We start from the raw sequence: 15,302 nt of genomic DNA, 5'->3' as shown, positions 1-15,302 counted from the left end.
CTGAAGCATTGAATATATGGACTTTTTCCCCATCTTTCTCGACATCAACAGCAAGCGCTGTCTGGTGGTAGGCGGTGGCCCTGTCGCCGAACGCAAGACCGCTGCCCTGCTGAATTCTGGTGCAGCCGTTATTCTGGTTGCACCCGAACTGACGCCAAATCTGACCACCTGGCGAGATGCAGGACAGCTTTCCCATGTGGAGCGGCATTTTGACGAGGGTGACCTGACGGAGAGCCATCTCGTCATCGCTGCAACCAGCGACAGTGAAGTCAACCGCGACATTGCCGAGCTGGCCAACGCACAACGCATCCCGGTCAACGTTGTGGATCAGCCTAAGCTCTGCAGCTTTATCGTTCCCTCGGTGATCGACCGATCTCCCGTGGTTGCTGCCATCTCCACTGGCGGTGCCTCTCCAGTGCTGGCGCGTCTGATTCGAGCCCGCCTCGAATCCTTGATCCCTGCGGGATACGGCCGTCTGGCAGAATTCTGCGGCCGTTTCAGAGAACGGGTAAAGGAGACCTTCAGCGAACCGAAAGATCGGCGCCTGTTCTGGGACAACGTGCTGCAGGGTGGAGTGGCGGAACGCATCTTCTCCGGACACGCCGAGGAGGCGGATCAGTTGCTGGAAAAGGCCCTGGCAGATGCCAAACTGTCGGAATCGACCGGTGAGGTCTATCTGGTGGGGGCCGGACCGGGCGATCCGGATCTGCTGACTTTCCGCGCCCTGCGGCTGATGCAACAGGCCGACGTCGTGGTCTTCGACCGGCTGGTGGCGGAACCGATCCTGGAGATGACACGCCAGGATGCTGAGCGCATCTATGTCGGTAAGGAGCGCTCCAAACACGCCATGCGGCAGGAGGAGATCAACAAGCTGCTGGCGCGTCTGGCCAAAGAGGGAAAACGGGTGGTGCGCCTGAAGGGCGGCGACCCCTTCATCTTCGGCCGCGGCGGCGAGGAGATCGACACCCTCGCCGAAGAGGGCATCCCCTTCCAGGTCGTACCCGGCATCACCGCTGCTGCAGGCTGCGCCTCCTATGCGGGCATTCCCCTCACCCATAGAGATTACGCCCAGTCGGTCACCTTCGTCACCGGCCACCTCAAAGACGGCACCATGAATCTCAATTGGGAGATGCTGGCACAACCCAATCAGACAATCGTTTTTTACATGGGACTGCTCGGACTGCCCGTGATCCGCCAGCAACTCCAGGCTCACGGCACTCCCGGGGACATGCCCATCGCACTTGTTCAGCAAGGCACCACTCACATGCAACGGGTCTTCACCGGCACATTGGATAATATTCAGGAAGTGGTGGAGCGGGAGAAACCCAAGCCTCCGACACTGATCATCGTGGGGCGGGTTGTGGAACTGCAGAAGAAACTCTCCTGGTACAAGGCACCCGAGTTTTCGGAGCAGGGAGCAACTTCCCCATCGAATGGCCATTGATTTAACGCCTGTGGGGTCGAGCCTGAGAGGTCGGAAAAGAAGGACTCATCCACCTCCAACAGCAGCCAATCAGTGTTAAATCCGACAGTCCCCCTTTCCAGCAACCGTCTCGATGGATGCGCTGCGGCTTATCCATCCTACCGCTCTGTCGAAACCCATCAAAGCAACGTTGTTACTACACTAGGTGAATTATAGGCTTCCGGAGTGAGACGAGTTTCGCAAACATAGATTCTGCTCCACCGCAATCACCGCCGCTTCGACCCTGGAGTGAACATCCAGTTTGCGCAGGATCGCCTTGACGTGCAGTTTTACGGTGCCATCGGAAATGCCGAGATGACGTGCGATAACCTTGTTGCTCTGACCATCCGCCAGATGGCAGAGGATCTCCCGCTCCCGCGGCGTAAGGTCGTCCAACATTGATGGCTGTTTCTCCAGCCCACGACTCTCACCCCGCACCGCCTTGGCCAGAATACCGGTCAACTCCTTGGCCACCACGGTGTTTCCCTGCACGATCTCCTTCAGGGCATCGATGAGTTCATCGGGCTCCATGTCTTTGAGCAGATAGCCTTGTGCACCGTTCTGCAGCGAATCGATGACATCTTTCTCCTCACGACTGGTGGTCAGCATGATAATCGGCATCTGCTGCTCATTTTTTCGCAGCTGCAGCAACACCTCGATCCCGGTCATGTCGGGCATTCGCATATCCAGCAACACGACATCAGGCTGCTCCTGCTCCACCAGGTCTATGCCCCGCACACAGTCGCCAATGGCGCTCACTTCGATACCCCTGCGCGTCAGCAGCTCCTGCAGACCGATTCGAAACAGGGCATGATCGTCGATCAACATTACCCGCATAAACTACCTCCCGCCATCGGTCTTGAGATCGGCCTGGCGGATTCTCAACTCCACCCGCGTACCCTCTCCCGGTTCACTTTCGATACTCAATTTACCCCCTATCCGGCGCGCCCGTTCCTCCATGATGGAGAGACCAATGTGCTCACCTGGATTACCTTCCGGCGCAGCCCCTTCAAAACCAACACCGTCGTCCTCGACCAGCAGGAGGTAGTTCCCTCCTCCACGACAACGCAGCAGTACCCGCACAGTATGTGCTTTTGCGTGCTTGCGGATATTAGCCAGCGACTCCTGCACGATACGCAGGGTCTGTAACTCCTGGCTGCTGTTCATTTTCACCTCCCGGCAATCGGACTGGAAGACGGCGTGGGCGCCGGTCTCCTGCTGAAAACGTTCGACCTGCTTCTCCAGCGCCGCCCGCAGTCCCCGCCGATCCACCGGGGCACGAAAACTGTTGATCAACTCCCGCAACTCCAGATGCGCCTCATCGAGACCGTGGCGGATGCGCTGGGTCTCCTGTTGCGCCTCCGGGTATTGATCGGGTTTCTCCAGGGTCTCCTCCAACATACGCACCTGGAATCGCAGACTCGCCAGGGTCTGGGCCAGGGAGTCGTGCAGCTCATGGGCCAGAGCGGTGCGCTCCTTGACGAGAGAGAGCCGCCGCGCCTCCTTATCCGAACGCTGCTTGGCCACCGCCATGCCGAGGTGGCTGCCGATGGTATTGAGGATGTCGAGCACATCCTCTCGTCCACTGTAGATGCCCGGTTTGTCCACATAGATATAGTAGAAACCCAGCACATCCCCGTGGTGCCAGAGTGAAACCGTCACCCGCTCAATCTCATCCTTGCCGAACATCCTGCGATCATTGACCCGTGAGCACTCCACCGCGTCATGATCGCAGAGACTGTTCCCGGGCAACAGGGTAATGCCACAGTGGCACAGCTTCACCGGCAGCATCTCCCGCTCACGATAGAGGCGGTTATCGAGATCGATACTCCCCACCACCCGTACCCGACCGTCCGGCATCACCAGATGAACGCTGGCAGAGCGGCCGTTCAGCATCTGCTTGAGCACCCGCAGATAGTCCAACAGCAGTTCGTCCAGGTTTTCCGACTGGTTGATACCGGCAGCCACATCATAGAGCAGCTGTAGAGAGGTGGTCTTCTGTGCCAGTTTGGAGCTCTGGCGGGCGACCCGCACCTCCATATCCTCATAGATATCGGTCAACTCCTCACTCAGACTGTCGATGCCTCGGGCCATCGCGGAGAGCACACCGCTCTGTTTCAGGGTATTGGTCACCACGGGTTCACCCTCACAGACCTGTGTCACAGTATCCTCCAGCGTCGCCAGCGGCCGTAGCAGTTGACTGCGCAACCTCGCCATTCCCAGCACCATCGTCAAACCGGCAGAGACGATGCTTACCAGCAACAGGCGCTGAATCGTTTCTGCCGCGCCGATTCCCATGTAAAGTAAAACCACGAGCACCAGGCTGGTCAGGATACTCATACCCAACAGACCGATAGGCAGGAGCAAGTGGCCGGTCAGAAGGATCTGCAGGCTCGGCCAGCGGTCCGCATAACCTGCCCACGATCCGCTCGTTTGCACCACCGGGGGTTCCCCGGTATCCCTCGACTGGGTGGAATCAATAGAAACGGTCTGTTCTTGGTCTGGGTTCATAATCGGGCACTCTAACCCGCAGCACAGGTGATGTGAATTGGCAGCCGGTAAAAACACCAAAAAAGTCGTCACTGCTGCTCAAGGCGTGGGCACGATCAAGCGTAGCGGATTGGGCGTAGATGAATTCGCAGTGTGGCGCTATTGCCGGTTCCGCTACGCTTGAACCAGCCTACATCAACCATATTTTCAGGATTGAAGCACTCGGCTGATCAACGGGAAGCTGAATCGTCTCTGGCTTCACAAGTCCATCAACCGTTGCCGCAACCTTTCAACCCTCGCATGTTGCAAGGCATCACCCAGAGCCGCCCCTTCGAAGCCAGTACGGCGCAACGCCTGCACGTCGACCGATGAAAACGCTTGCCCTGCGAGTTCCAGGCGAGGCCATGCCGCCTTCATCTTCTCGGGCCAAAGGGCGTGGCAGCTCTGCTCAAAAACCCGAAATCGCTCAGGCTGCTGCACAGGCTTTAACCTGGCAACAATATGCAACAGGTTTTCCGCCGGTGTTTCGGCATCGAGTTCAATCCCGTGAGTCAGCACCCACTCAAGCAGATCCGTAAACTCCCGCTCAACCGGTAACTGTCGGGAAAATTCAGCCATCTCTCCTGTTCGCGCCAACCCGGCGAACATCACAGCGACGAAGCGCACCCTGAGATCTTCGGTCAGATCCACCGCCCGGTGAAGAGCTGCCATTGCCGCTTTGGAGGAAGGATGACCATGCGCAGTCGCATCTCCCATCGACGCTCCCAAAACGGGGAGCAGGCGCTGCAACGCGCCACATTGATGCAACACCTCAAAAAAACGCCAGGGCTGAGGCTGGGCGAGGGCCTTTTTCATCTCCCGCCAGAGCCGTTCAGATTTAAGATTGAGCAGGTCGTCGGCAGCGGCCATTTTCTTCATCAGCCCGTGAGTGCCGTGGGCAATCCGAAATCCCCATTGTCCAAGTTTTGCAGCGAAACGGGCAATCCGCAGCAGACGGACGGGGTCTTCGGTAAAAGCGGGGGTGATATGCCGCAACAAGCCCTCATCCAGGTCGTCACGTCCGTGACAAAGATCGATGATGTTGCCGTCGGCATCCTCGGCCAGCGCATTGATGGTCAGGTCACGCCGCAGCAGATCCTGCTCCAGGGTGATGTCCGGCCCTGCGTCCACCTCAAAGCCATGATATCCGGGTCCGGTTTTGACCTCTGTGCGCGCCAAGGCGTATTCATCTCCGCTCTCCGGATGCAAAAAGACCGGAAAGTCTCCCGGCATCGACTGGTAACCCGCAGCAGCCATCTGCTGGGCCGTGGCGCCTACCACCACCCAGTCACGATCATACACCGGCAGCCCCAGCAACCGACCCCGTACCGCACCACCCACCAGGTAGATTTTCACGCCAAACCCTCTCTTTCCATCACTCCCGATCTTCCTGCTGCAACTGCCACATCTGCCGGTAACGGCCATTCATCTCCAACAACTCCCGATGAGTACCCTGTTCCACGATACTGCCCTGCTCCATGACCAGGATACGGTCCGCATCCACCACCGTGGAGAGACGATGGGCGATGACCAGGGTCGTGTGATCCTTCGCCACCTCTTTCAGCGTCTCCTGAATCGCCTGTTCCGTCTTGGTATCGAGTGAGGATGTGGCCTCGTCGAAGACCAGTATTCTCGGCCGCTTGAGCATCGCCCGGGCGATGGCGATGCGCTGTTTCTCGCCACCGGAGAGTTTGAGTCCCCGCTCCCCCACCACCGTCTCATATCCGTCCGGCAACGAATCGATGAACGTTGCGATATGGGCGATACGCGCGACGGCCTCTATCTCATCCCGGCTGGCGCCTGGACGGCCATAGGAGAGATTGTAGAGGATCGATTCGTTGAACAGCACGGTATCCTGGGGCACGATGCCAATCACCGCCCGCAGGCTGTCACGGGTTACCGATCGAATATCCTGCCCGTCCAGCAGCACCCGGCCGCTGGTGACGTCGTAGAAACGGAACAACAGTCGGGAAAGGGTCGACTTGCCCGCCCCGCTGTGTCCCACCACCGCCACCTTTTCACCAGGCCGGATGGTGAAATCCACATCATGCAGAATCACTCGCTCTTTCTGGTAGGAGAAATCCACACCCTCGAAGCGAACCTCCCCCTCCCGCAGCACCAGGGGCTGTGCATCCGGCGCGTCGGTGATCTCCGGCTCCTGCTGCAGCAGTTTGAAGATAAGATCCATATCCGCCAGGGAGTATTTGATCTGGCGATAGACTATGCCGAGGAAGTTCAACGGGATAAAGAGCTGCAACATAAAGGCATTGACCAGCACCAGGTCGCCAATTGACATCTCGCCCTTCACCACCCCATCGGTGGCAAAGATCATGATGAGGGTGACGCCGACGGCGATTATCCCGCCCTGACCAAAATTGAGCAGCGACATGGAGGTCTGGCTCTTGACCGCATTCTCCTCCCACTGGGAGAGGGTGTCATCGAAGCGTTTCAGCTCCAACCGTTCGTTGCCGAAATATTTGACCGTCTCATAGTTGATGAGACTGTCGAAGGCCTGGTTATTGGCCTGCGAATCGAGCTTGTTCATCGCATGACGGTACTCCATGCGCCACTCCGTTATCGCCAGGGTAAATGCAATATAGACCGCCACGGTGCCGAAGGTGACCAGCGTGAAGACGATGTCGTACTGGGTCAGCAGTACCACCGCCACCAGGCTGAACTCCACCAGCATCGGCAGGATGCTGAAGACCATGTAGTTGAGAATGGAACTGACCGAACGGGTGCCCCGTTCCAGATCGCGGCTGATAGCCCCGGTCTGGCGTTCCAGATGGAAGCGCAGAGAGAGATCATGCAGGTGGTTCAGCACCCGGTTGGACAGGCGCCTCATGGCACGATAACGCACCCGCGCGAAAACTGCATCCCGCAGCTCATTGAAAAGCGAACTGCTGAGGCGTAGCGCACCGTAGCCCAGTAGCAGTGAGAGGGGCAGAACCAACAGCAACTTGTCGCCCTTTTCCATGAGGTCGACAATCTCTTTTAACACCAGAGGAATGCCCACATTGGCCAGTTTTGCGGCTACCAGACAGCCCAACGCAAACAGTGCCCGCCCACGATACTCCCAAAGGAAGGGCAGCATGTTGCGAAGGTTGTGAAAATCTCGTCTATCCTTGTGAACCCGGTTTTGGGATTGAATATAGTGGGACATGCTAGAATGTGGTCAGTGTGAAAAACTGGATTTTATCGGAATCCCCGTAAGAAACGCATATTTCTCTGAAAATTCTGTGGATAAAGCCGGGACTTTCCAAGGTTTAATCTGCAGACCACTTTATAGTTTGCGCCCGTCCGGAAACACTGTTTTCACCACAAAGAGCACGAAGATCACGAAGGTAACAGATTGACTAACAATAAATTTTCTTCGTGTACTTCGTGCGCTTCGTGGTTAGATACGGGTTTTCGAATGGACACTGGTTAACCAAGCAGATTTATACAGACAGATCATGAGCAACGAGTGTAGTTATAACGAGCTTTACCCCCTCCAGGTACTGGACGACAGCATGGAGCCGGAGTTTCCCGCCAAGTGCATCATCGTCATCGAACCGGCCGAAGTCTGTGCCACCGGGGCCTATATAGTGGCCGAGGTGGATGGGGAACGCTGGTTCCGCCAGTACGTCTCGGAAGGAGACGGAAAGAAGCGGCTGCAGGCTCTCAAGGCCGGTTACCCAACCATCGATCTCACGGGTAAGCGTTTCAAGATCCTCGGCGTGATCGTGCAGCGTAACGTCAAGCGTGACATCAAACACTACTCTCCGTACGTTCCCAACGGTGGTGCACCACAAGTCACCAGCCTGAAGTAGGATCTGTTAACCCACTATGCGTGCCAGGCATCTTTTCAGGCTAGTATCGACACTGCTGTTTACCATCGGCCTTTTTGCCTGCACGGAGCCGACCGGCAGCGCAAAAAAAAGTGGTGCTGACAAAAAGTCCCGCCCCGCCACCAAGCATCTGGTGGTGACCGAAACCCTGACCCCTCGTGCCGCCGGACTCAAACATGAACTCACCGGCACTCTGCGCGCCCGTCAAAAGGTACGCATCTTCAGTCAGGAAGAGGGGCGCATCACCGAATTGCCCTTTTATGAGGGAGACCGGATAAAAGAGGGCCAACTACTGGCCCGCCTGGAGAGCGACCTGCTCGAAGCAGAGCTACAGAAGGCAGCAGCCACCACCCGCCAGTCCAGACTCAATCTGAAACGAATCGAGGATCTGGCCAGATATAAAGCCACCTCAGAAGACGAACTGGCCCGCGCCAGGACCGAGGTTGAAGTCTCTGTGGCGGAGCAAAAGATTCTGGAAACCCGGCTGGCCTATACACAGATAAAGGCCCCCTTCAGCGGCGTTATCAGTCAGCGCCTAGTGGAACCCGGCGATGTGGTACCCCGCCATACCCATCTGTTGACGCTGATCGATCCCGAATCGCTTATCATCGAGATACCTGTATCCGATCTGCTGCTGCCCAATCTCAGCCTGGGCGATCCCGTCCTGGTAAGCATAGATGGCCTCGGCTCCCAGCAGTTTACCGGCAAGGTAAAACGCATCCACCCGGAACTGGACATCAACACCCGCATGGGCATCATTGAGGTGGTGCTAGATCCCACACCCCAGGCCGCACGTCCCGGCCAACTCTCCCGTGTAAACCTGGAAACCGCGCAAAAGCAACGCCTGATGGTGCCTTTCAAGGCTCTGCAACGGGATAATGCGGGGGAGTATGTCTTTCTCCTCGATGGAAACAGCAAAGCCCTGCGCACCACAGTGACCAGCGGCAGCCACATAGCCAACTGGGTCGAGATCGTCACAGGACTCAAAGTCGGCGATATCATCATCAGCAAAGGCATACTTGGCCTGCGCAACGGCAAGCGGGTTACCCCGGTAGAGTAACCTCCACGATAATCACTCCAAATTTTCCGCTATCCTTAGTAAGTAGGCAGCACTGTTGCGCCACAACCTGTTCCATTATCCGACCGTTCAATGGCAGAATCGGGACACACTTTGAGGAGATAACATCGTGGACATCAACCTGGCGGACGTCACCATTCACGTCGACGAAAATCTTGATAAAGCAGCGCTCGATCAGTTGCAGACATCTTTTAGGGAGAGAGATGGCGTCGTCTCCGTACATGTGGACGAACGTCGCCCTCATCTCTTTCTGCTGGAATACAATCCAGCACGGGTAAGCGGCCAGGATCTGTTAAGCATCACCCAGTTCAAAGGTCTGCACGCAGAACTGGTCGGACTCTGACAGAGCAGAGGAGTGCCCCTTCCAATGCAGGGTATTCCTGCTTGTGACGGGGTGCAGCTCCCGATACTATTCGCACACCGATCAGCAGGGTGGTATCCAGTGTGCGGCTGGACAAAGGCTCTCTGCGCGGATCATTTTACCCATGCAGGGTGTTGAAAAGATCTTAAAGGGTAGGTCGGATTAGCGATAGCGTAATCCGACAAGTTTTAATTTTGTTGGGTTACGCTGCACTAACCCAACCTGCCTGATGGCTTTTGTGACACCCTCCTAATTGCGCTGGAGCACCCTTGCATGAAGCGAGTAACCATTGTCGGCAGCGGTTTTGCTGCACTGACGGCTGTGCAGCACCTGCGGGCCGGCGACAAGGAGATGCAGATCACCGTCGTCAGCCCCAAGGCTGAATTTCACTATCTGCCCGGCACTATCTGGATTTCCTCCGGCCTGCGCCAACCCGAAGACCTGATCATTCCGCTGGAGAAGTTCTTCCGGCGCATGAACGTCACCCATCACCCTGCTGAAGCAACCGGCCTGGAGGATGGCGGGCGCGTCCTGATCACCAGCGATGGCAAGATCGAAAACGATGGGCTGATCATCTGCTCCGGTGGCCGGTTCATCAAAAAACTGCCCGGTATCGAACACGCCATTACTCCCTGCGAAGGCGTTTCGGCAGCCGTCAGAATCCGTGACCGTTTACAAGCGCTTGATGGCGGCACCATCGCCATTGGTTTTGCCGGCAATCCCAAGGAGCCCAGCGCCATGCGCGGCGGCCCGATGTTCGAGTTTCTCTTCGGCATCGACCAGCAACTGCGCCTGGAGAAACGCCGCGACAAATTCAAACTCATCTTCTTCACCCCTGCAGAGAACCCAGGACAGCGTCTGGGACCCAAGGCGGTGAAGGGGCTGGTTCAGGAGATGGCCAAACGGGACATCGAAACCCATCTCGGCTTCAAGATGAAAGCGTTCACCGAAACCAAGGTCATCACTCACGGCGGCGAATTCGATGCCGACCTGATCCTCTTCATGCCCGGCATGACCGGCAATTTGTGGTTCGACAACACTGACCTGCCCCGCTCTCCAGGCGGACTGGTAAAGGCAGACGCTCAGTGCCGGGTCGACGGCATGGAACAGGTCTACGTGGCCGGTGATTCCGGCAGCTTTCCCGGCCCCGATTGGATGCCGAAACAGGCCCACATGGCCGATCTGCAGGCCGAAGCTGCCGCCAAGAATCTGCTGGCGGAGTTCCGGGGGGAGACACCCAAAGAGACCTACAAGGTGGAACTGGTCTGCATCGTCGACAGCCAGACCTCCGGCATGCTGGTGGCCCGTACCGCCACGCGTAACATCGTGCTGCCGAACATGCGCCTGTTCCATTGGCTCAAGCGCCTGTTCGAGTGGTGGTATCTGCGGCAGTATCGTTAACCAAGAAGGGTTATTCTTCCCTGAAGTTGTGGTATTCCTCAGTTATTGTCTGGCTCATGACCGCTATAATGAGCGGATGCACGAAGTAACACGGACAAACTCGTCAACGCTTCTCAAACAGCTTTTCATCAAAGAAGAGCAGAAAAGCGAGCGCTATGCGAACAACGCCAGGATTTTATTCACCTTCCTCTACTTTCTGGCGGGGTTCAGCATACGCAATGAGATTCCAGAATCCTCCTTCATTGCCATAATCAGCGCTTCGCTGGTTAACCTGGCCTATGGCATCCTGCTCCATATCCATCTCAAACGAGACAGGCATATCTGGTGGCTGAAATATCTCTCTGTCACCATAGATATTCTCCTGCTCTCCATCGTCCTCTACGCCTTCGGCACCTATCGAACCTTCAAGTCCGAGGCCTTCCTGCTCTACTATCTCTGGATCGGTCTTGCCACCATCCGTTTTTCACCCCGGCTCACCCTGCTCTCGGGGGTACTCAGCATCGGCCTCTACCTGCTGATTGTTTTCCTGGCGATCAGCAGAGGCACGATAGAACTCGGCACAATCTCCGAAGACTTCACCACCCCATTGGTAAGTGGCAGCAATATTGCGCTGCGGGTTATTTTTCTTACGTTTTTTACCGCTCTCGCCGTCTATATCTCCTCGATCTATCGGGGGATTGCTGCCCGTGCGATCCGCGAAGAGCTGCGCAAAGAGGAAAACGTCCAGCTGACAAATGCGCTGGACAGACTTCGCAGCACACAGAAGCAGCTGGCGGCCAAGAACCGGGAGCTCGCCCACCTTTCAGAGATCGACGTCCTGACCCAACTCTACAACCGGCGAAAAATCGATCAGGTGATGCATGAGAGTTTGGAGTGCGCCCAACGAAACAACTCACCCCTGGCACTTATCCTGCTCGATATCGACCACTTCAAATCGATCAACGACCGGTATGGACATCAGATGGGCGACGAAGTCATTCAGCATCTGGCGGAGCAGTTGAAGGGCAACGTGCGGGGCAACGATACGATTGGCCGTTGGGGAGGTGAAGAGTTTCTGATCATCTGCCCCGATCTTACAGCTGACAAGACAATGAAACTGGGTGAAAGGCTCAGAGCCGCCATTGCCATGATCAAACCCAGTAACGGCACTCAAGTCACCGGCAGTTTCGGCATCACCTTTCTGCAGGCCGACGACACCACTACAACCCTCTTAAAGCGGGCAGATGATGCGCTCTACCAGTCGAAAGACAATGGCCGGAATCGGGTGACGATGTTGTAGGTGAAAGGTTAAAGGTCAAAGATAGCCGTTCCGCCGGAGAGACCGGACTATGTCGCTACGTGGTGCAGAAAAATCTGTAGGCCGGTTCAAGCGCAGCGGAACCGGCACTGTTGGAGGCAGAAAAAAGTACTTGCATTGGATTGCACCAGACACATACTTGCTTAGCCTTTAGCCTTTAGCCTTTCCTGCAATCAACCGATAAACCGACGGAATCAACAACAGCGTCACCAAGGTGGAAAACAACAGCCCAGAAACCATGGTAACCGCCAGTGGCTGCAGCATCTCCGCTCCCTCCCCCCAGGCCAGCGCCAGAGGCAACATGCCGGTCACGGTCGTCAGGGTGGTCATCAGGATGGGGCGCAGCCGAAGCCGTGCGGCCTCTATGATCGCGGCATCAATCGTCAATCCGGCACGACGTTGTAAAACGATATATTCCACCAGCACAATCGCATTGTTCACCACGATCCCGGCCAGCATGATCAGGCCCAGCAACACCGGCATGGATCGCGGCAACCCCGACCACTCCAATCCCAGAGCGACCCCTATTACCGCAAAAGGCACGCTGAGTATGATGACAATGGGATTTCGCAGTGATTCATACTGCACCGCCATCACCACAAAGACCAGAAACAGCGCCAGCCCCAGCAGGAGCAATCCCAGATCGCGTCCTTCACGTTGCGCCTCCTGGCCGCCCGCCTCGTAGAGGATGTAACCCAGTGGCAACTCCATCCCGTCTATCACACCCTGTACCGACTGCAACGCCTCTCCAGGGGTCAAATCCTTGCCGATGGAGGCACTGATATTCACCACCCGGCGCTGTTGATCCCGATGGATCGAGACAGGGCTTGGCACCAGCTCGACCTTGGCCACCTCTCCCAGGCGCAGGGGAACCCTTGGTTCCGTTCGACTGAAGATAATCACCGACTCCACATCGGCCGGCGAGGAGACATCCCGCCGCTGTAGTCGCAGACGCACGTCCACACTGCGATCACCATCGAGGAATTCAGTGACTTTCAGACCTCCCAGAGCAAGCGCCAGGATGCGTCCAACGTCTTCTACTGAGAGACCAAAACCGGAGGCCCGCTCCCGATCCACCACAACTGAGAGTTCCTGGTTCAGGTCCTCGCTGGTATGAGAGATATTTCGTAAGCCTTCGATTTTCCCAAGACGCTCAACCACCCGATCTGCAATCCGGGACATCTTTTCAAGATCCGTCCCCTGCAGACGCAGTTCAATGTCGTCATCCCCCCGGTTCAGGCGGATACCGCGAATGCCGGAGACCCGCATATATATCCGTATACCGACCAGACTGGCATCTCGAATCTTCTTCTGCATACGCGCTATCCATGTCCGGCTGTCGATACCCCGTTCCATTATCGGTTTCAGGGTGACATGCAGACTGGAGCGATTGGATGCCTCATATGTGGAGCGGCCAAAGACAAATCCCCCCACCTGGGTATAGATACTCTCGACCTCAGGCTGTTGCACGAACATCGTTTCGATCTTGCTGACGATTTCATCCATGCGGATCAGATTGATGCCGCGATCAGCCGTGATGCTGACGTAGACCCGCCCCTCATCCATCTCCGGCAGAAAGATCTGCCGTCCCTGACTGAGCATTGGCCAAGCCAGAACCATCCCCAGGATAAACAACAACGGCACGAGCCAAGGCGCCTTCAACAGCCAGCGGGTCAACCAAGCATAACCGTTCTGCAAAGCAGAGATCAGAAGGTTCACACCGCGCCTCATCAGTCCCTCCCGTCGCACTGGTATACGGCCGGCCAGTGCGGGCACCAGGGTAAGCGCCACCAGAAGCGAGGCAACAATGGCAGCTGATATGGTGAAGATCAGCTCCTGAAACAGCAATCCGACCAGCCCTCCGATGAAGAGAAACGGCAGCACCGCAGCCAGATTGGTGGTGGTGGAGGCGACAATGGCACTGTTGACCTCGGCTGCTGCCCTGCCCGACACCTCGGTTACGTCTGCCCCACTGCGTTCCCGCTGATGCCGATAGATATTTTCGAGCATCACAATGGTGCTATCCACCAGCATACCGATACCAAGCGCCAAACCACCCAGCGTCATGATATTCAGCGTCAATCCGCCGCTTGCCATGAGAATGAAGGTCACCAGTATGGCAATGGGTATAGCGCTGCCGATGATCAGGGTACGGCGCAGACTGCCAAGGAACAGATAGACCACCAGCATAGCGAGCATTGCGCCAATACCGGCTGAGTTCACCGCATTATTCAGTGCCCGCCGAACATAACGTGCCTGATCGTCCACCGGACGTATCTCCATATCGGGTGGGATCAACCCTTTTTCCTGCAACTCAGCCACTCGCGCCAGAACACTGTCCACCACCTTTACCGTGTTCGCCTGCGGCTGTTTCTGGATCGAGAGTTTGATACCAGGTAACTGGTTGAGACGGATTCGCAGCCGCTCCTCCTCTGCGCCGTCTTCGACCTCCGCCACCTCGCTAAGCCGCACCATTGCCGACAGATTACCCACACCAACGTTGGCTAACGGAAGGCTCAGAATCTCATCCACCGAGTGAAAACGGCCATCCGTGCGGCCGCTGATTTCACCATGTTCCATCATGAGACGACCACCCGGCGTATCCACGTTTGCCGACTCCAGCACATCCTTCAAGTCGAGCAGGTGCATACCGAGACCAGCCAGGCGCAGCTGATCCACCTGGATCTGAATCTCACGCACCAGCCCTCCGCCAACCTCTGCGGCAGCCACACCGGGCAGGTTGAGGAACCACTTGCTCAACTCATAGTCGACCCAACTGCGCAGTTCCACCGGATCCCGCAGGGAGGAACTGACAACGAACTCCGCTACCGGCCGTTGGGACGGGTCACGTTTATAGATGACCGGCGGTTCGATGCTATCGGGGAGAAAGCGTTTGGCCCGGTCGAGGCGGGTACTGGCATCCTGCAGCGCCTTGTCGATATCCGTACCATAGGCAAACGACAGATCCACCGCGCTGCGTCCCTCGGAGGAACGGGACTCAATGTGAATGGCATCCTCCGTGATGGCGAGCTGCTCCTCCAACTGGCGGGTAACGCGATCCTCCATAATGCTCGCGGGCACACCGGGATCAAGAACCCGCACCCGAACATCGGGATAGATGATGTGAGGAAGCAGATCGACACCCAGCCGTCCCAGGGAGAAGACCCCAAGAACCATTACCGCCAGGGTGATCATCACTACCCCGATAGGGTGACGGATAGACCAGGCGGAAATACCACCGCCAAAGGATTTATGCATCTGTTTATTCCGCTAACATTCTAGGATGCCGCCGGTAAAGTCGAAATCACCGTTCATCACCAGGGAATAGCAAGCGTAACTACCGT

General features: G+C 56.7%; 11 protein-coding genes. 6 read left to right on the top strand and 5 right to left on the bottom strand.

All coding sequences use genetic code 11. From position 1 onward, the window contains the following. Window positions 1–16: 16 nt before the first annotated feature. Window positions 17–1,444 (top strand): siroheme synthase CysG, encoded by a 1,428-nt coding sequence (gene cysG, locus G9Q73_RS05870; RefSeq protein WP_177418966.1) that lies wholly within the window; start codon window positions 17–19, stop codon window positions 1,442–1,444. A gap of 189 nt (window positions 1,445–1,633) precedes the next feature. Here the strand turns inward: cysG and G9Q73_RS05865 are convergent, their stop codons facing one another. The 4 genes from G9Q73_RS05865 to G9Q73_RS05850 all read right to left on the bottom strand — a co-directional run bounded on the left by G9Q73_RS05865 (window position 1,634) and on the right by G9Q73_RS05850 (window position 7,154). Next, window positions 1,634–2,299: a response regulator gene (locus G9Q73_RS05865; protein WP_177418965.1), complete on the bottom strand. Its 666-nt coding sequence runs from the start codon at window positions 2,297–2,299 to the stop codon at window positions 1,634–1,636. Window positions 2,300–2,302: 3 nt separating this feature from the next. Beyond that, the gene (locus tag G9Q73_RS05860; protein ID WP_246345057.1) at window positions 2,303–3,973 is read right to left on the bottom strand and encodes a histidine kinase; all 1,671 of its coding nucleotides are present in this window, start codon (window positions 3,971–3,973) and stop codon (window positions 2,303–2,305) included. A 237-nt stretch (window positions 3,974–4,210) separates the two neighbouring features. Next, a complete protein-coding gene (locus G9Q73_RS05855; RefSeq protein ID WP_177418964.1) occupies window positions 4,211–5,347 on the bottom strand; it encodes a tRNA nucleotidyltransferase/poly(A) polymerase-related protein in 1,137 nt (378 codons plus the stop codon). A gap of 19 nt (window positions 5,348–5,366) precedes the next feature. Then, window positions 5,367–7,154 carry an ABCB family ABC transporter ATP-binding protein/permease gene (locus G9Q73_RS05850; RefSeq protein WP_177418963.1) on the bottom strand — a complete coding sequence of 596 codons (1,788 nt, stop codon included), beginning with the start codon at window positions 7,152–7,154 and terminating at the stop codon, window positions 5,367–5,369. 292 nt (window positions 7,155–7,446) lie between these two features. On the opposite strand from G9Q73_RS05850, the gene G9Q73_RS05845 reads away from it, so the two are divergent. From G9Q73_RS05845 to G9Q73_RS05825, 5 genes are all read left to right on the top strand, one after another. After that, complete coding sequence (locus G9Q73_RS05845) at window positions 7,447–7,803, top strand: S24 family peptidase (RefSeq protein ID WP_177418962.1); 357 nt, start codon at window positions 7,447–7,449, stop codon at window positions 7,801–7,803. Window positions 7,804–7,819: 16 nt separating this feature from the next. Next, a complete protein-coding gene (locus tag G9Q73_RS05840) occupies window positions 7,820–8,881 on the top strand; it encodes an efflux RND transporter periplasmic adaptor subunit (protein WP_177418961.1) in 1,062 nt (353 codons plus the stop codon). A 127-nt stretch (window positions 8,882–9,008) separates the two neighbouring features. After that, window positions 9,009–9,242: an ATP-binding protein gene (locus G9Q73_RS05835; RefSeq protein ID WP_177418960.1), complete on the top strand. Its 234-nt coding sequence runs from the start codon at window positions 9,009–9,011 to the stop codon at window positions 9,240–9,242. A 291-nt stretch (window positions 9,243–9,533) separates the two neighbouring features. Continuing rightward, a complete protein-coding gene (locus tag G9Q73_RS05830) occupies window positions 9,534–10,661 on the top strand; it encodes an NAD(P)/FAD-dependent oxidoreductase (RefSeq protein WP_177418959.1) in 1,128 nt (375 codons plus the stop codon). Window positions 10,662–10,737: 76 nt separating this feature from the next. Further along, window positions 10,738–11,940, top strand: a complete 1,203-nt coding sequence (locus G9Q73_RS05825) for a GGDEF domain-containing protein (RefSeq protein WP_177418958.1) — start codon at window positions 10,738–10,740, stop codon at window positions 11,938–11,940. A gap of 168 nt (window positions 11,941–12,108) precedes the next feature. Here the strand turns inward: G9Q73_RS05825 and G9Q73_RS05820 are convergent, their stop codons facing one another. Continuing rightward, on the bottom strand, window positions 12,109–15,216 hold the full coding sequence (locus G9Q73_RS05820) for an efflux RND transporter permease subunit (RefSeq protein WP_177418957.1): 3,108 nt from the start codon (window positions 15,214–15,216) through the stop codon (window positions 12,109–12,111). Window positions 15,217–15,302 lie beyond the last annotated feature (86 nt).

It is taken from the genome of endosymbiont of Lamellibrachia barhami (assembly GCF_011947365.2).
GTDB lineage: Bacteria > Pseudomonadota > Gammaproteobacteria > Chromatiales > Chromatiaceae > QGON01.
Note: the sequence above shows the minus strand (reverse complement) of the source record. Positions and strands in the feature narration are given on the sequence as shown.